Source organism: Zeimonas sediminis, assembly GCF_023721795.1.
Classification (GTDB): Bacteria; Pseudomonadota; Gammaproteobacteria; order Burkholderiales; family Burkholderiaceae_E; genus Zeimonas; species Zeimonas sediminis.
Genome location: NZ_JAMQYE010000001.1, coordinates 680,238 through 699,597, shown reverse-complemented (window position 1 = coordinate 699,597; position 19,360 = coordinate 680,238). Strand labels below are relative to the sequence as shown.

Sequence of the window (19,360 nt, the reverse complement as noted above, 5' to 3'; positions counted from 1 at the left end):
CTCTCCTCAGCGAGCGGGGCGGGTGGTGCGCTGCTCGATGCGCTTTTCCGGGGTCGGGTTGTGCACGATACGGTGCACGTAGATGCCGGGCAGGTGGATCGCGTCGGGGTCGATCTCGCCGGTCGGCACGATCACCTCGGCCTCGACCACGGTGATCTTCCCGGCCATCGCGACGTTCGGGTTGAAGTTGCGCGCGGTGCGGCGGAACACCAGGTTGCCCGAGCGGTCGGCCATCCAGGCCTTGACCAGCGACACGTCGGGAACCAGCGAGCGCTCCATCACGTACTTGCGGCCCTCGAACTCGCGGATCTCCTTGCCCTCGGCCACGATGGTGCCCACGCCGGTCTGCGTGAAGAAGGCGGGAATGCCCGCGCCGCCGGCGCGCAGCTTCTCGGCCAGCGTGCCCTGTGGCGTGAACTCGAGCTCGAGCTCGCCGGACAGGTACTGCCGCTCGAACTCCTTGTTCTCGCCGACGTAGCTGGCGATCATCTTGCGGATCTGGCGGGTGGCCAGCAGCAGGCCGAGGCCGAAGCCGTCGACGCCCGCATTGTTCGAGATGCAGGTCAGGTTCTTGACGCCGCTGTCGCGCAGCGCGGCGATCAGCGCCTCGGGAATGCCGCACAGGCCGAAGCCGCCGACGGCGATCATCTGGCCGTCTCGGACGATGTCCGCCAGCGCTTCGGCGGCGCTTGGGTAAACCTTGCTCATCGGATTCCTCGGTGGGTCGTCGAATGTCGCCGGATTATAAAGTCGCCGCGTCGATGACTAGAATCGCGAACGAAGCACTAGGGAGGTGTCGGCCATGCAGGGCAGTCGATTCGGGAGTGGGCGGGCCGCGATGCAGGCCCAGCGCGATGACGGCGCCTCGGGCGCGGGCCCGGGCGCGAGCGCAGCGGGCGCCCCGGCGGATCAGCACGCGTCCCGCGATCCGGGCATCGGGCTCGCGCTGAGGCTCGAGCGCGAGCTCGACGCGCAGTCGGGCGACGTCGCCCGCACGCTGCGCGAGGAGATCGGCCCGCAGCTCACCGCCTTGCGCACGCTGGCCGCGTCCTTCGAGTCGCGGCTCGCCGGCGCGGAGCCCTCGCTGGCGCCGCTGGCCTCGGTGATGCTGCGCCAGGCCGATTCGGTGATCGAATCGGTGCGCGCGCTGGTGGCGCGCGTGCGCCCCGACGCGCTGTCCTGCGGCGGCCTGCCGGAAGCGCTGCGCGCGCTCGCTGCCGACTGGCGGCTGCGGCGTCCGGGCTGCCGCGTGGAACTGCTGCTCGATCCGGCCGACGAGGCCGGCTTCGGGCTCGCCAGCCCGGTCATCGAGACCGCCGCCTTGCAGGCGGCCGCGGCGGCGCTCGAACGGGCCTTCGGCAACGGGGCCTCGGGCGTGATCCTGGCGGCGTCCCGCGAGGACAGTCGCCTGCTGCTGCAGATCGACGACGACGGGGCGCCCCCCGGCAAGGGGCGCGGCGTGCCGGGCTGGTTCGCGGCCGCGGACGCCCGGATCGCGGCCCTCGGCGGCGAGTCGCAGGTCGAGCGCTCAGAGGGCGGCGGCACAGCGGTGATCGTCCGCCTGCCCTGGCACGCGGCCTCCGGAACCGGGCCCGTGGCGGCCGGCTCGCCTGTATAATCGCGCTTTACCGGCGGACCTTCATGACCAAATTCGTATTCGTCACCGGTGGCGTGGTGTCCTCCCTCGGCAAGGGCATCGCCGCCGCGTCGATCGCCGCGCTGCTCGAGTCGCGCGGCATCCGGGTCACCCTTCTCAAGCTCGACCCGTACATCAACGTCGATCCGGGCACGATGAGCCCGTTCCAGCACGGCGAGGTGTTCGTCACCGAAGACGGCGCGGAAACCGACCTCGACCTCGGCCACTACGAGCGCTTCGTCAGCGCCCGCATGCGCCGCTGGAACAACTTCACCACCGGCCAGATCTACGAGTCGGTGATCAAGAAGGAGCGGCGCGGCGAGTACCTCGGCCGCACGGTCCAGGTGATCCCGCACATCACCAACGAGATCCAGGCCTTCATCGAGCGCGGGGCCGGCATCGGCACGCCCGAGGCGGCCCAGGTCGCGATCGTCGAGATCGGCGGCACGGTCGGCGACATCGAGTCGCTGCCCTTCCTGGAGGCAGTCCGGCAGATGAGCCTGAAGCTCGGCCGCGGCAATTCCTGCTTCGTGCACCTGACGCTGGTGCCGTTCATCGCGTCGGCCGGCGAGCTCAAGACCAAGCCGACCCAGCACTCGGTGCAGAAGCTGCGCGAGATCGGCATCTCGCCCGACATGCTGATGTGCCGGGCCGACCGCCGGATTCCCGACGACGAGCGCGCGAAGATCTCGCTGTTCTCCAACGTGCCGCTCGACTCGGTCATCTCGGTCTGGGACGCCACCAGCATCTACAAGATCCCGCGCATGCTGCACGAGCAGGGCGTCGATCGCACGCTCTGCGAGATCCTGCGCCTGGACACGAAACCGGCCGACCTCTCGGTCTGGGACAGCCTGGTGCACGCGCTCGAGCATCCGGAGCGCGAGGTCCGCATCGCGATGGTCGGCAAGTACGTCGACCTGACCGAGTCCTACAAGTCGCTGTCCGAGGCGCTGATCCACGCCGGCATCCACACGAAGAGCCGGGTGAGGATCGAGTACATCGATTCCGAGCGGATCGAGTCCGAGGGCACCGGCATGCTCGAGGGCTTCGATGCGATCCTGGTGCCGGGCGGCTTCGGCAAGCGCGGCGTCGAGGGCAAGATCGCCGCGATCCGGTTCGCGCGCGAGCGCGGCGTGCCCTACCTGGGCATCTGCCTCGGCATGCAGCTGGCGGTCATCGAGTTCGCCCGCGACGTCTGCGGGCTCCAGGGGGCCAACAGCACCGAGTTCGACGCCGACACGCCGCATCCGGTCGTGGGCCTGATCACCGAATGGCTCGACCGCGAAGGCAAGGTCGAGAAGCGCAGCGTCGAGTCCGACCTGGGCGGCACGATGCGCCTGGGCGCCCAGCGCTGCCCGATCGTGGCCGGCACCCGCGCCGCCGAGATCTACGGCGAGTCGGTCAACGAGCGCCATCGCCATCGCTACGAGGTCAACAACCACTACGTCGCGCAGCTGGAGCAGGCGGGGCTGGTGGTCTCGGCGCGCACGCCCACCGAGAAGCTGACCGAGATCGTCGAGCTGCCGCGCAGCGGCCCGCTCGCGCATCCGTGGTTCGTGGGCGTGCAGTTCCACCCCGAGTTCACCTCCACCCCGCGCGACGGCCATCCGCTGTTCCGGGCCTACATCGAGGCGGCGCTCGCCCGGGCCGGTGATGCCGCCGTGGCGCGCGCTGGCAGGCTGGCGGCGGCCGGCTGAGTCCGGCGCAGTCGATCCGGAGGACACGCACCGAATGAAACTCTGCGATTTCGAGGTCGGGCTCGACCGGCCGCTGTTCCTGATCGCCGGCCCCTGCGCGATCGAGAGCCTGGAGCTCGCGATCGAGACCGCGGGTCGGCTGAAGGAGATCACCGGGGCGCTCGGTGTTCCCTTCATCTACAAGTCGTCGTTCGACAAGGCCAACCGCAGCTCGGGCAAGTCTTTCCGCGGCCCGGGCCTCGACGAGGGCCTGAAGATCCTCGACACGGTCCGCTCGCGGATCGGCGTGCCGGTGCTGACCGACGTTCACGAGATCGACCAGGTGCGTCCGGTCGCCGACGTGGTCGACGTGCTGCAGACGCCGGCCTTCCTTGTGCGGCAGACCGACTTCATCCGCGCGGTCGCCACGGCCGGCAGGCCGGTCAACATCAAGAAGGGCCAGTTCCTGGCGCCGCACGACATGAAGAACGTCGTCGACAAGGCGCGCGAGGCCGCGGTCGAGGCCGGTGGCGACGGCGACAACATCATGGTCTGCGAGCGGGGCGCCTCGTTCGGCTACAACAACCTGGTCTCGGACATGCGCTCCCTGGCGATCATGCGCGAGACCGGCTGCCCGGTGGTGTTCGACGCCACGCACTCGGTGCAGCTGCCGGGCGGGCAGGGCACCTCGTCCGGCGGGCAGCGCGAGCACGTGCCGGTGCTGGCGCGCGCCGCGGTGGCCGCCGGCGTTTCCGGGCTGTTCATGGAGACCCATCCGAACCCCGCTCGCGCACTGTCGGACGGCCCGAACGCCTGGCCCCTGGACCGTATGGCCGAGCTGCTCGCCACGCTGACCGCGCTCGACGCGGTCGTCAAGCGCACGGGCTTTCCCGAGATCGGCCTGCAGGGCTGAACGCCTCCGGGTCCCGAAAACACGCTACGAACACAGGAGCATCGATGACCGCCTACGTGATCGCCGACGTCAAGGTTTCCGATCCCGACAAGTACAAGGGTTACATGGCGCTGAGCCCCGAGGCGGTCCGCTCGGCCGGCGGCGAGTTCGTGGTTCGCGGCGGCGCGCACCAGGTGCTCGAGGGCAAGTGGCAGCCGAACCGCCTGGTCGTGCTGAAGTTCCCGAGCTACGCGCAGGCGCAGGCCTTCTACGACTCGGCCCTCTATCGCCAGGCGCGCGAGGCCCGGGCGGGGGCCACCGAGTTCTTCAACATGGTCGTGGTCCAGGGAGCGGACGAGCAATGAGTTCGATCGTCGACATCATCGGTCGCGAAATCATCGATTCGCGCGGCAATCCCACCGTCGAGTGCGACGTGCTGCTCGAGTCCGGCGTGCTGGGCCGAGCCGCCGTGCCCTCGGGGGCGTCGACCGGCTCGCGCGAGGCGATCGAGTTGCGCGACGGCGACAAGTCGCGCTGGCTCGGCAAGGGCGTGCTGACCGCGGTCGAGAACATCAACACCGAGATCTCCGAGGCGATCATGGGCCTGGACGCCTCGGAGCAGGCCTACATCGATCGCACGCTGATCGACCTCGACGGCACCGATAACAAGGCGCGGCTGGGCGCCAACGCGACGCTCGCCGTGTCGATGGCGGTCGCGCGGGCAGCGGCCGAGGAGTCGGGCCTGCCCCTGTACCGCTACTTCGGCGGCTCGGGGGCGATGTCCTTGCCTGTGCCGATGATGAACGTGATCAACGGCGGCGCGCACGCGAACAACAATCTCGACATGCAGGAGTTCATGATCCTGCCGGTCGGCGCCCCGAGCTTCCGCGAGGCGCTGCGCTACGGCGCCGAGGTCTTCCACGCGCTCAAGAAGCTGATCCACGACCGCGGCATGTCGACCGCGGTGGGCGACGAGGGCGGCTTCGCGCCCAGCGTCAAGAACCACGAGGCGGCGATCCAGCTGATCCTCGAGGCGATCTCGGCGGCCGGCTACGAGCCCGGGCGCGAGGTGGCGCTGGGCCTGGATTGCGCGGCCTCGGAGTTCTTCCGCGACGGCAAGTACCACCTCGACGGCGAGGGCCTGGTGCTGACGCCGGGCGACCTGACCAACCTGCTGGCCACCTGGTGCGACCGCTACCCGATCGTCTCGATCGAGGACGGCATGGCCGAGAACGACTGGGAAGGCTGGAAGCTGCTCACCGACGCGCTGGGCGACCGGGTGCAGCTGGTCGGCGACGACCTGTTCGTGACCAACACGAAGATCCTGCAGAAGGGCATCGACGAAGGCATCGCCAACTCGATCCTCATCAAGATCAACCAGATCGGCACGCTGACCGAGACCTTCGCAGCGATCGAGCTGGCCAAGCGCCACAACTACACGGCGGTCGTGTCTCACCGTTCCGGCGAAACCGAGGACACCACGATCGCCGACATCGCGGTGGCCACCAACGCGCTGCAGATCAAGACCGGCTCGATGAGCCGTTCCGACCGGATCGCCAAGTACAACCAGTTGCTGCGCATCGAGGAGGACCTCGGCGAGGTCGCCTCGTATCCGGGCCGCTCCGCGTTCTACAATCTGCGCTGAAAGCGCCGCGCGCCCGGCTGTCCCGGTCGCGCGCCACCAGAGCAACCCGGAGCGAACGCCGCCGATGCGCATCCTCGCCGTGGTCCTGTCCGGCCTGCTGATCCTGATCCAGTACCCGTTGTGGCTGGGCAAGGGCGGCTGGCTGCGCGTCTGGGAGCTCGATCGGCAGCTGGTGCAGCAGCGCGCGGCCAACGGCCGGCTGTCGGCGCGCAACGAGGCGCTGGCCGCCGAGGTCGCCGACCTGCGCGAGGGCATGCGGGCCGTCGAGGAGCGCGCCCGCTACGACCTCGGCATGGTCCGGCCGGGCGAGATCTTCGTGCAGATCAACGAAACACCGACCCGGATGCCGGCGGTCACCGGCGAGATCCGCACCGCGGCCACGCGGCTGGACTGAGCGAGCGGAAACCTGCGCGGCACCTTCCGCCTGCGCGCCGACGCTCCGGAGCAAGCCGATCCCGGAGGCGGGGGGCCGTCACCCCCCGCACCGGCGATCAGTGATGGCTGGCGGTCCCGGGGGCCAGGTCGCCGGCCACGGCGAACACCATCCCGCAATCGACCGCATCGAATCGCCACAGCTCGTTGCAGAAGTCGCAGCGCACTTCCACCGCGCCCTGTTCGGCCACGATGCCGTCGACCTCGTCGCGTCCGAGCATCCTGAGCATGCCGACGACCTTCTCGCGCGAGCAACTGCACGCGAAGTGGTAGTCGCGCCCGTCGAAGGCGTGCAGCGGCTCTTGCCAGAAGAGCCGCTCGAGCACCTTCTCCGGCGCGAGGCCGAGCAGCTCTTCCTTGCTGATCGTTTCGGCCAGCCGCTGCATCCGGTTCCAGCCGTCCTCGTCGACCGCCGCGCCGGCCGCTCCGCCTTCGTCGGGCAGGCGCTGCAGCAGCAGGCCCACGGCGCGGCTCTCGTCGGCCGCCAGCCACAGCCGGGTCGGCAGCTGCTCGGACTGCTGCATGTAGCGCTCGAGCATGTCGGCCACCGAGTCGCCGTCGAACGGGACGATCCCCTGCCAGGGCTGGCGGTTCGGCGACTCGCCGCGCGGGTCGAGCGTCACGACGAAGCGGCCGCCGCCGCCCGCGTTGACCAGCGAGGCGAGCGAGGCGTCGTGTGCGATGCGCTCGTCGGGCTCGCGCAGCTTCACGGTGGCGCGATAGCTGCCGTCGGTCAGGCACTCGACGACGAACAGCGAGACCGGCCCGTCGCCGTGGATCTGCACGACCATCGCGCCGTCGAACTTCAGCGTGGCCGCGAGCAGCAGCGCGGCGGCGGAGAGCTCGCCGAGCCGGTCGCGCACCGCGGCGGGCAGCTCGTGGCGCGCGACGACCTCGCGCCAGGCCTCGTCGAGCGTGACGATCTCGCCGCGGACCGGCGCGCCGCGCAGCATGAAGCGGTCGACCCTGTCGGTCATTCCCGCCTCAGACCCGGTTCAGCGCCTCGCGGTAGTACCGCGCGCGCTCGACGTAGGTGAGGGTGCCGGCGCGGATGCGGGCCGCGTCCTCGTCGCTGAGCTGCCGCACGACGCGCCCCGGGGCGCCGAGCACGACGCTGTTGTCGGGGATCTCCTTGCCTTCGCCGATCAGCGCGCCGGCGCCGATCAGGCAGTTGCGACCGATCTTCGCGCCGTTCAGCACGATCGCCTGGATGCCGATCAGCGAGCCCTCGCCGATCGTGCAGCCGTGCAGCATCGCCTGATGGCCCACGGTGACCCACTCGCCGATGACCAGCGGCGAGCCCGGATCGGTGTGCAGCACGGCGCCTTCCTGCACGTTGCTGTTGGCGCCGACGACGATCGGCTCGTTGTCGCCGCGCAGCGCCGCGTTGAACCAGACGCTGGCGTTCTCGCGCAGCTCGACGAGGCCGATCAGGTCGGCCGAGTCGGCGACCCAGGCGGTCGGGTGGATGGACGGGACGCGCTCGCCGAGGCGGTAGATGGCCATGGTCGGAAATCCTGGAGGTTGGTCGGAAAGGAACGGGCCGAGTTTAAGCGATCGCGACGGCTTCACCGCGCGACCGCGCCGGGGCTACCGGGCGGGCGCGCCGGGAAAGCCGGGCGGAAGGCGGTCGGCGCCGAGCGCCCGGTCGACGAGCCAGCGCAGGCTCGCGCCGACGTCCATGCCGCGCCGGCCGCCGACGTTGACCGGGACGACGGCGCGCAGGCCGGGGTTCGGGCTGAGTTCGGCGACCGCGAAGGCGAAGGCGTAGTAGGGCTCCTGGCCCATTCGCAGGTCGGTCAGCACGATCCGGCCCTCGCGCTCGGCCAGGCGCCAGAAGCCGTGGGTGAAGCGCGCCATCCGGTCGACCGCGGGCAGGTCGCCCACCTGCCCGAGCAGGGCCAGGCCCCGGTCGAAGCGGGTGAAGCGCGGCGCCCGGTCGCCGTCGAGCAGCGAGACGAAGCCTTCGTCGTAGCGCTCGCCGCGCATCACGACGACGCGCCAGAGCACCGTGTTGAAGGCGGTCGGGGTCACCAGCATCGGGACCTCGCGCGCGGCAGGGTCGCCGGCTGCCGCCAGCGCGCCGCGCACCCGGTCCTCCACGATGGTCTGCGCCAGCACGCTCCAGCACAGGTAGGCGGTCGACAGGGCGAGGCCGATCAGGTTGGCGCGAAGCCGGGCAGGGCCGGGCCGTGCCAGCGCGACCGCGAGCCCGATCAGCAGCGGCAGCGTATACATCGGATCGATGATGAAGACGCTGCCGACGCCGAAGGGCCAGTCGCTGAACGGCAGCGCGAGTTGCGTGCCGTAGATGGTCATCGCGTCGAGCAGCGGATGCGTGACCAGCACCAGCCAGACCGCCAGCCACCACCGGCCGAAACGGTCGCGCTCGCCGCTGGCGGCGGCGATCAGCCAGGCGATCAGCGGCGAGGCGAGGCTCAGCCAGAACAGCGCGTGCGTTTCGGCCCGGTGCAGCGTCATGTTGGACACCGCGTCGCCGTGGTCGATCAGCGCGTCGAGGTCGGGCAGGGTGCCGCACAGGCCGCCCCACAGCGCGGCCTTCCACGGGGCGGTGCGGCGGCCCATCGCCGCGACGCCCACGGCCGCGCCCAGCGCGATCTGCGACAGGGAATCCATCGGTCGGCGGCTCTCCGCTCAGGGTCCCGGCGGCGGCTCGGAGCCGCCGGCCTCGAGCGCCCGCTCTTCCTCGCGCAGCCTCAGCACGCGCCGCTGGACCTTGCCGGTGGTCGTCATCGGCAGCTCGTCGATGAACTCGATCTCCTTCGGGTATTCGTAGGGGGCGAGCTTGCCGCGCACGTGCTGCTGCAGTTCCGCGACCAGCCCCTCGCTCTGCAGGTGACCGGGAGCGAGCACCACGTAGGCCTTGACCAGGTTGCCGCGCTCGGGGTCGGGCTTCGGCACGACGGCGGCGTTGGCGACCGCCGGGTGCTTCACCAGGCAGTTCTCGATCTCGCTCGGACCGATCCGGTAGCCGGCCGACTTGAACATGTCGTCGGCGCGCCCGCCGTACCACAGGTAGCCGTCTGCATCCATCGTGGCCAGGTCGCCGGTGCGCCACCAGTCGCCGGTGAACTTCGCCCGGGTGGCCGCCTCGTTGCGCCAGTAGCCGAGCAGGAACACCGGATCGGGATGCCCGTGGCGGTCGAATCGGTTGACCGCGACCTCGCCGAGCTCGCCCGGAGGAAGCTCGCGGCCCTCGTCGTCGATCAGCGCGACCCGGTGCCCCGGGTAGGCGCGCCCGATCGAGCCGGGCCGCGCGGGCCAGCGCAGCGCCGAATTGCCGACGATGTAGTTGGTCTCGGTCTGGCCGTACATCTCGTTGACCGTGATGCCGAAGGCGTCCTGGCACCAGTCGAACAGCGTGCCGCCGACCGATTCGCCGGCGCTCATGATCGCGCGCAGCGCCAGCGATCGGCTGCGGCCGGGCCGAGGGTCGTGCTTCATCATCATCTTCAGCGCGGTCGGGAACAGGAAGGCGTTGCTGACACGATGACGCTCGAGCAGCTCGTAGGCGCGCTCCGGCCCGAAGCGGCCGGCGCCGGCCACGATCGGCTTGCCGAAGTACAAGGTCGGGAGCAGCGCGTCCATCAGGCCGCCGGTCCAGGCCCAGTCGGCCGGCGACCAGAACACGTCGCCGTCCTGGGGGAACCAGTTCTGCGAAGCGACGAAGCCGGGCAGGTTGCCGATGATCGCCGAGTGCGGGATCAGCGCGCCCTTGGGCGGCCCGGTCGTGCCGCTGGTGTAGATCAGCACGGCGGGGTCGGTGGCCAGCGTGCGGACCGGCGCGAAGCGCTCGGCGCCGCCGGCGAGCAGCGCGCTCCAGGCGAGTTCGCCTCGCGCGGCGGCGAGCGACGGGCAGGCGGCGGTCTGGTCGATCGGGTCGGCGACGACGAGGTGGCGCAGGCAGTCGGGGCGGGCCTCGCGAACCGCGTCCAGGTGACTCGCATCGACGATCGCGGCGACCGCCTCGCTGTCGGCGAGCCGGTACTGCAGGGCCTCGGGGCCGAACAGGATGGACAGAGGCATCGCGATCGCGCCGAGACGGTAGATCGCGAAATGCGCGATCGCGGTCTCGGGCCGCTGCGGCAGGACGATCGCGACCCGGTCGCCGCGCTTCACGCCGAGCGCCGCGAGCGCGTTGGCCAGCCGGTTCGCCGCGAGGTGCAGTTCCCGGTAGCCGATGTGCTCGACGCGGCCGCCGCCCCGGTCGAAGACGATCGCGGTACGGCCGGCGGCCCGCGCCCAGCGCGCGCAGCAGAGCTCGGCGATGTTCACGTGCCGGGGCACCTGCCAGCGAAAGCCCGCGTGCAGGGCCTCGTAGTCGTCTCGCGTCCGTGCCATCGGCGTCGCTTCCTATAATGGTGCCCGGGAGCGCTATTGTGCCAAGCCAGATCGATCAGAACACCGAAGCCCATTCGACGACCGAAACCGCGCCGGACCTGCCGCCGCCCTATGTTCCCGTGCGCGCCGGCGAGTCCGCCTTCCACTCGATCCGCGGTCTGCGCTGCCACGTGCGCCGCTGGCCGGCCGACGCCGCCGCTGCGCGCGGGGCAGGCGGGGAGAAGACCGTATTCCTGCTGCACGGCTGGATGGACGTCTCGGCCTCTTTCCAGTTCGTCGTCGACCGGTTGCCGGCCCACTGGACGCTTCTTGCGCCCGACTGGCGAGGCTTCGGCCTGAGCGAGCGGCCGGCGGCCGACTGCTACTGGTTCCCCGACTACCTGGCCGACCTCGACCGGCTGCTGGACCTGCTGGCGCCGGATGGCGCGGTGGACATCGTGGCCCACAGCATGGGCGGCAACGTGGCCACGCTCTATGCCGGCGTGAGGCCCGAGCGGGTGCGCCGGCTGGTCAATCTCGAGGGCGTCGGCATGCCGCCCACCTGCCCCGAACAGGCGCCCGATCGCTACCGCGAATGGCTGGATGCGCTGCGCGCCGGCGCGTCGCTGCGCGACTACGACTCGCGGGAAGCGGTCGCCCGCAGGCTTATGAAGAACGACCCGCGGCTGCGCGGCGAGCAGGCGATGTTCCTCGCGCAGCACTGGGGGCTGGAGCAGCCCGACGGCCGCTTCGCGCTGGCCGGCGACCCGGCGCACCGGATCGTCAACCCGGTGCTCTACCGGGTCGACGAGACGCTCGCGGTCTGGCGGCGCATCGAGGCCGAAGTGCTGTGGGTGCTGTCCGAGCACGCCAACGACTGGCACGCCTTCGTGCGCGAGCCGGAATACCGCGAGCGGCTCGCGGCGATCCGGCGGCTCAGGCAGGTCACGGTGCCTGGTGCCGGCCACATGCTCCACCACGACCGGCCCGACGCGGTCGCGACGCTGATCCGGGAGTTCCTGTCGTGAACGGGCGAGATCCGGCCCTCGGCAGGCAACCGGCCGTGGCCTCGGCGCGGCGCGCCGATCCAGTCTCGGCGCGGCATGCCGACCCGGCATCCCGGTCGGTCAATGCCGACCTGCACTCGCATTCCCGGATGTCCGACGGCATGCTCGCGCCGGCCGAGGTGGTGCGCCGGGCGCACGCTGCGGGGGTGGCGATCCACGCGCTGACCGACCACGACGAGCTGTCCGGCATCGCCGAGGCGGCGGCCGAGGCCGCGCGGCTCGGCATGGCCTTCGTGGCCGGCGTCGAGGTGTCGGTCAGCTGGGGCGGCGAGACCATCCACGTGGTCGGCCTGCGGGTCGATCCCGGGGACCCCGCGCTCGTCGAGGGGCTGGCCCGCACGCGCGACGGCCGCGACGCGCGCGCTCGCGAGATCGGCGCGCAGCTCGAGCGGGCCGGCGTGCCCGACGCCTACGAAGGCGCGCTGAGGCACGTCGGCAACCCGGCGCTGGTCTCGCGCACTCACTTCGCCCGCCACATCGTCGAGGCGGGCATCTGCGCGGACGTCGGCGAGGTCTTCCGCCACTACCTGTCCGAGGGCCGGCCCGGCTTCGTCCCGCATCGCTGGGCGGGGCTGGCGGAGGCGGTCGACTGGATCCGCGGCGCCGGCGGCATCGCGATCCTGGCGCATCCGGGCCGCTACCGGCTCGACGAAGGCGGGCTGTGGGCGCTGATGGACGAGTTCCGCTCGGCCGGCGGCGAGGCGATCGAGGTGGTCAGCGGCTCGCACACGCCCGACCAGTACCGCCGCTTCGCCGGCCACGCGCGCGAATTCGGCTTCCTCGCGTCGCGCGGCTCCGACTTCCATGCCCCCGGCGAGAGCCGGGTCGAGCTCGGCGCGCTGCCGCCCTTGCCCGACACCGTCGTGCCGGTCTGGCACGACTGGCCCGAAACCGCAGCGCTCTGCGGCGCCCCCGGGGCGCCTCGCAGCAGGGCACGACCCGGAGCTCCCGGATGACCCAGCGATTCGAACTCCACCCCGTCGACCCGCAACCGCGGCTGCTGCGGCAGGCCGCGCAGATCCTGCGCGACGGCGGCCTGGTCGCGATGCCGACCGACGCCTGCTACGTGCTGGCCTGCCGGCTCGGCGACAAGCAGGCGGTCGACCGCCTCCGGGCGATCCGGGGGCTCGACGAGAAACACCTGCTCACGCTGATGTGCCGCGACCTGTCCGAGCTGGCCGTCTATGCCCAGGTCGACAACCGCCAGTACCGCTTCCTGAAGGAGTGGACGCCCGGGCCCTACACCTTCGTGCTGAACGCGACCAAGGAGACGCCGCGCCGGCTCTGGCACCCGTCGCGCAAGACGATCGGGCTGCGGGTTCCCGACTCGCCCGTCGTGCAGGGCCTGCTGGAGGCCCACGGCGAGCCGTTGCTGTGCGCGAGCCTGGTCCTTCCCGGCGAGGAGGAGCCGCTGCACGAGGCCGACGAGGTCGTCGAGCGGCTGGCCCGGCGCATAGAGCTGGTGCTCGACGCCGGCGGCCAGCCCTTCGAGCCGACCACCGTGGTCGACCTGACCGGCGACGAACCGCTGGTGATCCGGCTCGGAAGGGGGAGCGTGCAAGGGATGGTCGGGGCCCGCTGATACAATCGCCGCACGATGGAACTCAGCATTCTGCAGCTGGTCGCGGTCTACGCGATCCCGGTGATTCTCGCGATCACGCTGCACGAGGCCGCCCACGCGTTCGTGGCGTCCCGTCTGGGCGACCGCACCGCCGAAGCGATGGGGCGGGTCACGATCAATCCCGTCAAGCACGTCGACCCGGTCGGCACGCTGCTCGTGCCCGGCCTGATCCTGCTCGCCAGCAAGGCGATGGGCGGCGGGCTGCTGTTCGGCTGGGCCAAGCCGGTGCCGGTCATCGCGAGCAACCTGCGCTCGCCGCGCCGCGACATGGGGCTGGTCGCCGCCGCCGGTCCGGGCGCCAACATGCTGATGGCGCTGGCCTGGGCGGTGGCGCTCAGGGGCATGGTCGCCTTCGACGTCGGCGAGGAGTACTTCGTGCTGGTCGCGAAGGCCGGGGTGCAGGTCAACATCGCGCTGGCCGCGCTGAACCTGGTGCCGATCCTTCCGCTCGACGGCGGGCGGGTCCTGTTCAGCCTTCTGCCGGCGAAGCTCGCCTTGCCCTACGCCCGCCTCGAGCCCTTCGGGCTGTTCATCGTGCTGGGCCTGCTGGCGCTCGGTCTGCTCGGCGTCGTCGTGTCGCCGCTGATAGACCTCGGCTACTGGATCGTGGCCTCTCTCGTCTTCTTCTGATTTCCCGCCATGTTTACCGAACGAGTCGTGTCAGGCATGCGTCCCACCGGGGCGCTGCACCTGGGCCATTACCACGGGGCCCTGAAGAACTGGGTGAGGCTCCAGTCCGAGCATCCCTGCCTGTTCTTCGTGGCCGACTGGCACGCGCTGACCACGCACTACGACTCGCCCGACGTGATCGAGCGCAACGTCTGGGACATGGTGGTCGACTGGCTGGCGGCGGGCATCGACCCGCAGCAGTCGGTGCTGTTCATCCAGTCCCGGGTGCCCGAGCACGCCGAGCTGCACCTGCTGCTGTCGATGTCCACGCCGCTCGGCTGGCTCGAGCGGGTGCCGACCTACAAGGACCAGCAGGAAAAGCTCTCCGACCGAGACCTGGCCACCTACGGCTTCCTCGGCTATCCGCTGCTGCAGGCGGCCGACATCCTGATGTACCGAGCGGCGTGGGTGCCGGTCGGCGAGGACCAGGTCCCGCACATCGAGATCACCCGCGAGATCGCCCGGCGCTTCAACCACCTGTTCGGCCGCGAGCCGGGCTTCGAGGACAAGGCGCGCGAGGCGGTCAAGAAGCTCGGCAGCAAGCGGGCGAAGCTCTACCAAGAGCTGCGCACCCGCTACCAGGAACAGGGCGACGACGACGCGCTCGCGCAGGGCCGCGAGCTGCTCGAGCTGGCGCAGAATCTCGGCATGGCCGACCGCGAGCGCCTGTTCGGCTGGCTCGAGGGCAGCCGCAAGATCATCCTGGCCGAGCCGCAGGCGCTGCTGACCGAGGCCTCGAGAATGCCCGGCATCGACGGACAGAAGATGTCCAAGAGCTACGGCAACGCGATCGCGATGCGCGAGGCGCCGGAGTCGGTCACCAAGAAGATCCGCACGATGCCCACCGATCCGGCGCGCGTGCGCCGCACCGATCCGGGCGACCCGCAGCGTTGCCCGGTCTGGCAGCTGCACCAGGTCTACTCCGACGACGACACCCGCGACTGGGTCCAGAAGGGCTGCCGCAGCGCCGGCATCGGCTGCCTGGAGTGCAAGCAGCCGGTGATCGACGCGATCATCGCCGAACAGCAGCAGTTCCACGAGCGGGCCCAGCCGTACCTGGACGACCCGAGCCTGCTGCGCAACATCGTGGCCGACGGCTGCGAGAAGGCGCGCAAGATGGCACAGGAAACGATGCGCGACGTGCGCGAGGCGATGGGCCTTTCCTACGACTGAGCCCGGCGGACCGGCGCGAGGTGCATCCGCCTCAGCGCCGGCAGCGTTTCCAGGAAGTCCTCGATCTCGTCGATCGGCATCGGGTCGGCGATCAGCGCCCCCTGCACCTGGTCGCAGTCGAGCGCGCGCAGGCCGCGCAGCTCGGCGGCGGTCTCGACGCCCTCTGCCATCGCCTGGATGCCCAGCCGCGCGGCCATCGTGGTGAGCGCCTCGACGATCGCCGCGTTGCCCTGGTCGCCGGGCAGGCCGTGCACGAAAGCGCGGTCGATCTTCAGGCCGTCCACAGGCAGGCGCTTGAGCCACGACAGCGACGCATAGCCGGTGCCGAAGTTGTCGATCACCACCTTCACGCCGAGGCGCCGCAGCCTGTCGATCAAGCCGGCCGTGCGCTCGGGGTCGGCCACGAGGGCGCTCTCGGTCAGCTCGATGCGCAGCAGGTGGGGCGGCAGCCGCCGCTCCTCGAGCAGCTCGCCCAGGCGCACGACGAACTCCTCGTCGACCAGCTGGCGGGGCGACACGTTGACCGACACCGCGATGTCCGGGTGCCTGTCGACGCCGAGCCGGACCCGGTCGTCGAGCGCGCGGCGCAGGGCCCAGAGCCCGACCTCGCGGATCAGCTGCGACTGCTCGGCGGCCGGCAGGAAGCGCTCGGGCAGCAGCAGCCCCCGCTCGGGGTGCTGCCAGCGGAGCAGGGCCTCGATGCAGACCACGCTGCGCTCGCCGATCGCCAGCACCGGCTGGTAGTAGAGCTCGACCTCGCCCCGCTCGAGCGCGAGCGGCAGCTCGGCGGCCAGTTGCAGCTGCTCGGCGCGCTCGTCGGAGAGCCGGCCCGAGAAGAAGCGGACGTCGTTGCGGCCCTCGCTCTTGACCTCGTACATCGCGTTGTCGGCGCAGCGCAGCAGCAACTCGACCTCGCGAGCGTCGGCCGGGGCCACGGCCACCCCGATGCTGGCCGACAGCAGCCAGGCGCGGTCGGCCAGAAGCAGGGGCTTCTCGATCGCGGCCAGGATGCCGCGGGCCAGCCCCTCGATCTCTGCGTGCTCGAGCGCGCCCGCGAGCATCACGACGAACTCGTCGCCGCCCATCCTGGCGGCTACGTCGTGCGGCCGGATCGCGCCGCGCAGCCTTTCGGCGATCTCGACCAGCGCGCGGTCGCCGGCCGCATGGCCCAGCGTGTCGTTGATGATCTTGTAGCGGTCGAGGTCGATGTACAGGACGGCCAGCGGCGACCCGGCGGCCAGCCGCTCGCCCAGCGTGCGCAACAGGCTGGCGCGGTTCGGCAGGCCGGTCAGCGCGTCGTGCATCGACGCATGCCTGAGCTGCAGCTCGGCCCGGGCGCGGCGCAGGTAGAGCGACAGCGTGCGGGACAGCGTGTCGGCGATCGGCCCGACGAAGCCGTCGCCGCTGAAGCCGACCGGGCTCAGGAAGAGCAGCAGGCTGTCGGCGCCGCCCTCGTCGTCGGCGATCGGGGCGAGCAGCGCGGCCCGCGCGCCCAGCTCGGTGGCCAGGTAGCGCGAGCGGAGTTCCGGCTGGCCGTCCAGCGACGGGAACCAGGCGAGCCGGCCCGTGTCGAGCACGTGCAGCTCGGGCGCGCTCGCCTCGCAGGCGAGGAAGGGCGGCAGGGCGTCGACCATGCGCTGGAATGCCGGCGAGCCCTCGTGCTCGCAGACCACGAGGCCCTGTTCGGCGCGCGCCAGCCGCACGCCGCCGATCCAGCCCAGCCGCTTGCACAGCGCGGCGACGATCTCGCGCACCGCGCGGGCAGGTTCGGCGTCGTCGCGGATGACCGCGGCGATTTCGCCCTCGAGCTCGAGAAGCAGCCGTTGCTGCCGTTCCCGGGTGATGTTGCGGCCCGTGCCCCGGTAGCCGGCGAAGGCGCCGGAGGAATCGAAGACCGGCCGGCCGTTCAGTTGCAGGTGGAACACCCGGCCGTCGGGCGCGATCTGGCTGTGCTCGAAGCCGTCGATAGGCTTGTGCGCCTGGACCAGCGCGCGGTAGTGGTCCCAGGCCGGCGACAGGAAGTCGAACTCGGGCGCGTTCCAGGGCTCGCGCCCGATCAGGTCGCGGACCCAGTCGCCGAGCGTGGTGTCGATCGAATCGGACAGGTAGGCGAGGCGGTGCCGGGCGTCGGTCTCCCAGACCCAGTCGGAGCTCAGCTGGGTCAGGTCGCGGAACTTGGCCTCGCTGGCGGCGAGCTGGCGCTGCATCGCGCGCATGCCGGAGATGTCCTGCACGATCCCGGACATGCGCGCCACCCGGTCTGGCGAGGGCTCGGGGCGAAGCGCCATGCGGATCCAGACGACCTGCCCGTCGGGACGGCGGTAGCGGAACTCCACCTTCATTTCCTGGCCCTCGCGAACCGCCTTGCGAAGGGCCTCGCGCCAGCGCTGGCGGTCCGCCGCCTCGATCGCCGCGAAGAAGTCGCGCGGGCTGGGCTCGCCGGCCGAAGGCTCGACGCCGAACAGGCGGAAGGTGCCGTCGCTCCAGCGCAGCCGGTTGTCGCGAAGCTCGTGGACCCAGGAGCCGAGGCCGGCGAGTCGCTCGGCCACCTGCTCGCGATCCTGCGGCTCGGTCGCACGGGCCGCGGTCCGCGGCGCCAGGCGCGCGCGCAATTGCGGGTAGAGCAGCCACGCGCCGAAGCCGACTGCGCAGACCAGCGCGAACAGGACGATATCCCGGAGCATTCGATAATCTAGCCGATCGTTTTCCTCGGTGGACAGAAAGGATGTCACATTCGCAATCGCACGGGGGCGGCGCCCCCTCGGCGTGGGTCGCCCGCTGGCTCGCGGCCTTGCCGCCGGGGGCCCGCGTCCTGGACCTGGCCTGCGGCAGCGGCCGCCACGCGCTGCTTGCCGCGTCGCTGGGCCACCGCGTGCTGGCGGTCGACCGCGACGCCGACGCGCTGGCCGAGCTCGCCGCGCGCGCGGGCGCGGAGTCGGTCGCGACCCAGCGCGTCGACCTGGAGCAGGGCGCGTGGACGCTGCCGCCCGCCGCCTTCGACGCGGTGATCGTCGCGAACTACCTGTTCCGGCCGCGTTTCGCGCTGGTCTGCGGGCTGCTCGCGCCGGGCGGAAGGCTCGTCTACGAGACCTTCGGGCTGGGCAACGAGGCCTACGGGCGTCCGTCGAACCCGGATTTCCTGCTGCGCGAGGGCGAGCTGATCGACCGCGCGCGCGCGGCCGGGCTCACGATCGCCGCCTACGAGTCGGGCTACGTCGCCGCGCCGAAGCCGGCGATCGTGCAGCGGGTCTGCGCGGCGCGGCCGGCGGCAGGCTCGGATAAACTAGCGCTTTTCGCTTCGGACCTCTCATGAGCGACGGATCCTCCATGATCAAGGGCAGCCTCGTGGCCATCGTGACCCCGATGCACGAGGACGGCAGCCTCGACTTCGACGCCTACCGCGAGCTGATCGACTGGCACGTGGCGGAAGGCACGGCGGCGATCGTCGCGGTGGGCACCACCGGCGAATCGCCAACGGTCGACGTCGACGAGCACATCGAGCTGATCCGGGTTGCGGTCGAGCATTCGGCGGGCCGCGTGCCGGTCGTCGCCGGCACCGGCGGGAATTCCACGCGCGAGGCGATCGAGCTGACCGAGGCCGCGAAGAAGGTCGGGGCCCAGGCCACGCTGCAGGTGGTGCCGTACTACAACAAGCCGACCCAGGAAGGCATGTACCGGCATTTCCGCGCGGTGGCCGAGGCGGTCGACCTCCCGGTCATCCTCTACAACGTGCCCGGTCGCACCGTGGCCGATCTGTCCAACGAGACGACGCTGCGCCTGGCGCAGGTGCCGGGCATCGTCGGCCTCAAGGATGCCACCGGCGACATCCCGCGGGTGTCCGCGCTGCTGGCCGCGCTGCCCCCGCAGTTCGCCGTCTACAGCGGCAACGACGACTCGGCGCTCGCCCTGATCGCCATGGGCGGTCACGGCGTGATCTCGGTCACCGCGAACGTCGCGCCGGGGCCGGTCGCGAAGATGTGCGAGCTCGCGCTCGCCGGCGACTGGCCGGGCGCGCTGGCGATCAATCGCAGGCTGCTGCCGCTGCACCTCGACCTCTTCGTCGAGGCGAACCCGATCCCGGTCAAGTGGGCGCTGGCCGAAATGGGGCGCATCGGCGCCGGCATCCGCCTCCCGCTCACCCCGCTGTCCGAAGGCAAGCGCGACACGGTGCATGCCGCGCTCGCCAGCGCTGGAGTACTGAATTGACG

Annotated in this window: 19 protein-coding genes; 13 read left to right on the top strand and 6 right to left on the bottom strand. The window is 71.2% G+C overall.

What is annotated here, in order from left to right; genetic code table 11:
- Window positions 1-6: 6 nt before the first annotated feature.
- A complete protein-coding gene (locus tag M6I34_RS03260) occupies window positions 7-708 on the bottom strand; it encodes a CoA transferase subunit A (RefSeq protein ID WP_272484280.1) in 702 nt (233 codons plus the stop codon).
- A gap of 94 nt (window positions 709-802) precedes the next feature.
- Here M6I34_RS03260 and M6I34_RS03255 point away from each other — a divergent pair, with 94 nt between their 5' ends.
- The 6 genes from M6I34_RS03255 (at window position 803) to ftsB (ending at window position 6,243) form a co-directional block, all read left to right on the top strand.
- Window positions 803-1,618 (top strand): sensor histidine kinase, encoded by an 816-nt coding sequence (locus tag M6I34_RS03255; protein ID WP_272484279.1) that lies wholly within the window; start codon window positions 803-805, stop codon window positions 1,616-1,618.
- A 23-nt stretch (window positions 1,619-1,641) separates the two neighbouring features.
- Window positions 1,642-3,333, top strand: coding sequence for a CTP synthase (locus M6I34_RS03250; protein ID WP_272484278.1), 1,692 nt, complete (start codon window positions 1,642-1,644; stop codon window positions 3,331-3,333).
- A gap of 34 nt (window positions 3,334-3,367) precedes the next feature.
- A complete protein-coding gene (gene kdsA / locus M6I34_RS03245; protein ID WP_272484277.1) occupies window positions 3,368-4,225 on the top strand; it encodes a 3-deoxy-8-phosphooctulonate synthase in 858 nt (285 codons plus the stop codon).
- A 44-nt stretch (window positions 4,226-4,269) separates the two neighbouring features.
- Window positions 4,270-4,569 carry a DUF1330 domain-containing protein gene (locus tag M6I34_RS03240; protein WP_272484276.1) on the top strand — a complete coding sequence of 100 codons (300 nt, stop codon included), beginning with the start codon at window positions 4,270-4,272 and terminating at the stop codon, window positions 4,567-4,569.
- The gene (eno, locus tag M6I34_RS03235) at window positions 4,566-5,849 is read left to right on the top strand and encodes a phosphopyruvate hydratase (RefSeq protein WP_272484275.1); all 1,284 of its coding nucleotides are present in this window, start codon (window positions 4,566-4,568) and stop codon (window positions 5,847-5,849) included. The genes M6I34_RS03240 and eno overlap by 4 nt, the downstream gene beginning before the upstream one ends.
- Window positions 5,850-5,913: 64 nt before the next feature.
- Window positions 5,914-6,243: a cell division protein FtsB gene (gene ftsB / locus M6I34_RS03230; RefSeq protein ID WP_272484274.1), complete on the top strand. Its 330-nt coding sequence runs from the start codon at window positions 5,914-5,916 to the stop codon at window positions 6,241-6,243.
- Window positions 6,244-6,340: 97 nt separating this feature from the next.
- On the opposite strand, the gene hslO is transcribed toward ftsB, so the two are convergent.
- From hslO to M6I34_RS03210, 4 genes are all read right to left on the bottom strand, one after another.
- Window positions 6,341-7,258: an Hsp33 family molecular chaperone HslO gene (gene hslO, locus M6I34_RS03225; RefSeq protein WP_272484273.1), complete on the bottom strand. Its 918-nt coding sequence runs from the start codon at window positions 7,256-7,258 to the stop codon at window positions 6,341-6,343.
- Window positions 7,259-7,265: 7 nt separating this feature from the next.
- A complete protein-coding gene (locus tag M6I34_RS03220; RefSeq protein WP_272484272.1) occupies window positions 7,266-7,787 on the bottom strand; it encodes a gamma carbonic anhydrase family protein in 522 nt (173 codons plus the stop codon).
- 84 nt (window positions 7,788-7,871) lie between these two features.
- Window positions 7,872-8,918, bottom strand: a complete 1,047-nt coding sequence (locus M6I34_RS03215; protein ID WP_272484271.1) for a metal-dependent hydrolase — start codon at window positions 8,916-8,918, stop codon at window positions 7,872-7,874.
- A gap of 18 nt (window positions 8,919-8,936) precedes the next feature.
- A complete protein-coding gene (locus M6I34_RS03210; RefSeq protein ID WP_272484270.1) occupies window positions 8,937-10,643 on the bottom strand; it encodes an acetate--CoA ligase in 1,707 nt (568 codons plus the stop codon).
- 38 nt (window positions 10,644-10,681) lie between these two features.
- Between M6I34_RS03210 and M6I34_RS03205 the strand changes: the two genes are divergently transcribed.
- From M6I34_RS03205 to M6I34_RS03185, 5 genes are all read left to right on the top strand, one after another.
- On the top strand, window positions 10,682-11,650 hold the full coding sequence (locus tag M6I34_RS03205; protein WP_336254391.1) for an alpha/beta fold hydrolase: 969 nt from the start codon (window positions 10,682-10,684) through the stop codon (window positions 11,648-11,650).
- Window positions 11,651-11,760: 110 nt separating this feature from the next.
- Window positions 11,761-12,645 (top strand): 3',5'-nucleoside bisphosphate phosphatase, encoded by an 885-nt coding sequence (locus tag M6I34_RS03200; RefSeq protein ID WP_272486588.1) that lies wholly within the window; start codon window positions 11,761-11,763, stop codon window positions 12,643-12,645.
- A complete protein-coding gene (locus tag M6I34_RS03195) occupies window positions 12,642-13,271 on the top strand; it encodes an L-threonylcarbamoyladenylate synthase (RefSeq protein ID WP_272484269.1) in 630 nt (209 codons plus the stop codon). Before M6I34_RS03200 ends, M6I34_RS03195 begins: the two co-directional genes overlap by 4 nt.
- 15 nt (window positions 13,272-13,286) lie before the next feature.
- Complete coding sequence (locus M6I34_RS03190; protein WP_272484268.1) at window positions 13,287-13,940, top strand: site-2 protease family protein; 654 nt, start codon at window positions 13,287-13,289, stop codon at window positions 13,938-13,940.
- 9 nt (window positions 13,941-13,949) lie between these two features.
- A complete protein-coding gene (locus M6I34_RS03185; RefSeq protein WP_272484267.1) occupies window positions 13,950-15,152 on the top strand; it encodes a tryptophan--tRNA ligase in 1,203 nt (400 codons plus the stop codon).
- Here M6I34_RS03185 and M6I34_RS03180 read toward each other — a convergent pair.
- The gene (locus M6I34_RS03180; RefSeq protein WP_272484266.1) at window positions 15,143-17,836 is read right to left on the bottom strand and encodes a sensor domain-containing protein; all 2,694 of its coding nucleotides are present in this window, start codon (window positions 17,834-17,836) and stop codon (window positions 15,143-15,145) included. The two genes, M6I34_RS03185 and M6I34_RS03180, sit on opposite strands and share 10 nt — an antisense overlap.
- 41 nt (window positions 17,837-17,877) lie before the next feature.
- Between M6I34_RS03180 and M6I34_RS03175 the strand changes: the two genes are divergently transcribed.
- Complete coding sequence (locus M6I34_RS03175; RefSeq protein WP_272484265.1) at window positions 17,878-18,465, top strand: class I SAM-dependent methyltransferase; 588 nt, start codon at window positions 17,878-17,880, stop codon at window positions 18,463-18,465.
- 14 nt (window positions 18,466-18,479) lie between these two features.
- Entirely contained in the window at window positions 18,480-19,358 is an 879-nt protein-coding gene (gene dapA / locus M6I34_RS03170; RefSeq protein WP_418953530.1) for a 4-hydroxy-tetrahydrodipicolinate synthase, read from the top strand.
- The last annotated feature ends 2 nt before the right edge of the window (window positions 19,359-19,360 follow it).

Coding starts and splice junctions, on each gene's coding strand:
- M6I34_RS03260 (WP_272484280.1), bottom strand. CDS start 708: ATGAGCAAGGTTTACCCAAGCGCCGCCGAAGCGCTGGCGGACATCGTC.
- M6I34_RS03255 (WP_272484279.1), top strand. CDS start 803: ATGCAGGGCAGTCGATTCGGGAGTGGGCGGGCCGCGATGCAGGCCCAG.
- M6I34_RS03250 (WP_272484278.1), top strand. CDS start 1,642: ATGACCAAATTCGTATTCGTCACCGGTGGCGTGGTGTCCTCCCTCGGC.
- kdsA (WP_272484277.1), top strand. CDS start 3,368: ATGAAACTCTGCGATTTCGAGGTCGGGCTCGACCGGCCGCTGTTCCTG.
- M6I34_RS03240 (WP_272484276.1), top strand. CDS start 4,270: ATGACCGCCTACGTGATCGCCGACGTCAAGGTTTCCGATCCCGACAAG.
- eno (WP_272484275.1), top strand. CDS start 4,566: ATGAGTTCGATCGTCGACATCATCGGTCGCGAAATCATCGATTCGCGC.
- ftsB (WP_272484274.1), top strand. CDS start 5,914: ATGCGCATCCTCGCCGTGGTCCTGTCCGGCCTGCTGATCCTGATCCAG.
- hslO (WP_272484273.1), bottom strand. CDS start 7,258: ATGACCGACAGGGTCGACCGCTTCATGCTGCGCGGCGCGCCGGTCCGC.
- M6I34_RS03220 (WP_272484272.1), bottom strand. CDS start 7,787: ATGGCCATCTACCGCCTCGGCGAGCGCGTCCCGTCCATCCACCCGACC.
- M6I34_RS03215 (WP_272484271.1), bottom strand. CDS start 8,918: ATGGATTCCCTGTCGCAGATCGCGCTGGGCGCGGCCGTGGGCGTCGCG.
- M6I34_RS03210 (WP_272484270.1), bottom strand. CDS start 10,643: ATGGCACGGACGCGAGACGACTACGAGGCCCTGCACGCGGGCTTTCGC.
- M6I34_RS03195 (WP_272484269.1), top strand. CDS start 12,642: ATGACCCAGCGATTCGAACTCCACCCCGTCGACCCGCAACCGCGGCTG.
- M6I34_RS03190 (WP_272484268.1), top strand. CDS start 13,287: ATGGAACTCAGCATTCTGCAGCTGGTCGCGGTCTACGCGATCCCGGTG.
- M6I34_RS03185 (WP_272484267.1), top strand. CDS start 13,950: ATGTTTACCGAACGAGTCGTGTCAGGCATGCGTCCCACCGGGGCGCTG.
- M6I34_RS03180 (WP_272484266.1), bottom strand. CDS start 17,836: ATGCTCCGGGATATCGTCCTGTTCGCGCTGGTCTGCGCAGTCGGCTTC.
- M6I34_RS03175 (WP_272484265.1), top strand. CDS start 17,878: ATGTCACATTCGCAATCGCACGGGGGCGGCGCCCCCTCGGCGTGGGTC.
- dapA (WP_418953530.1), top strand. CDS start 18,480: ATGATCAAGGGCAGCCTCGTGGCCATCGTGACCCCGATGCACGAGGAC.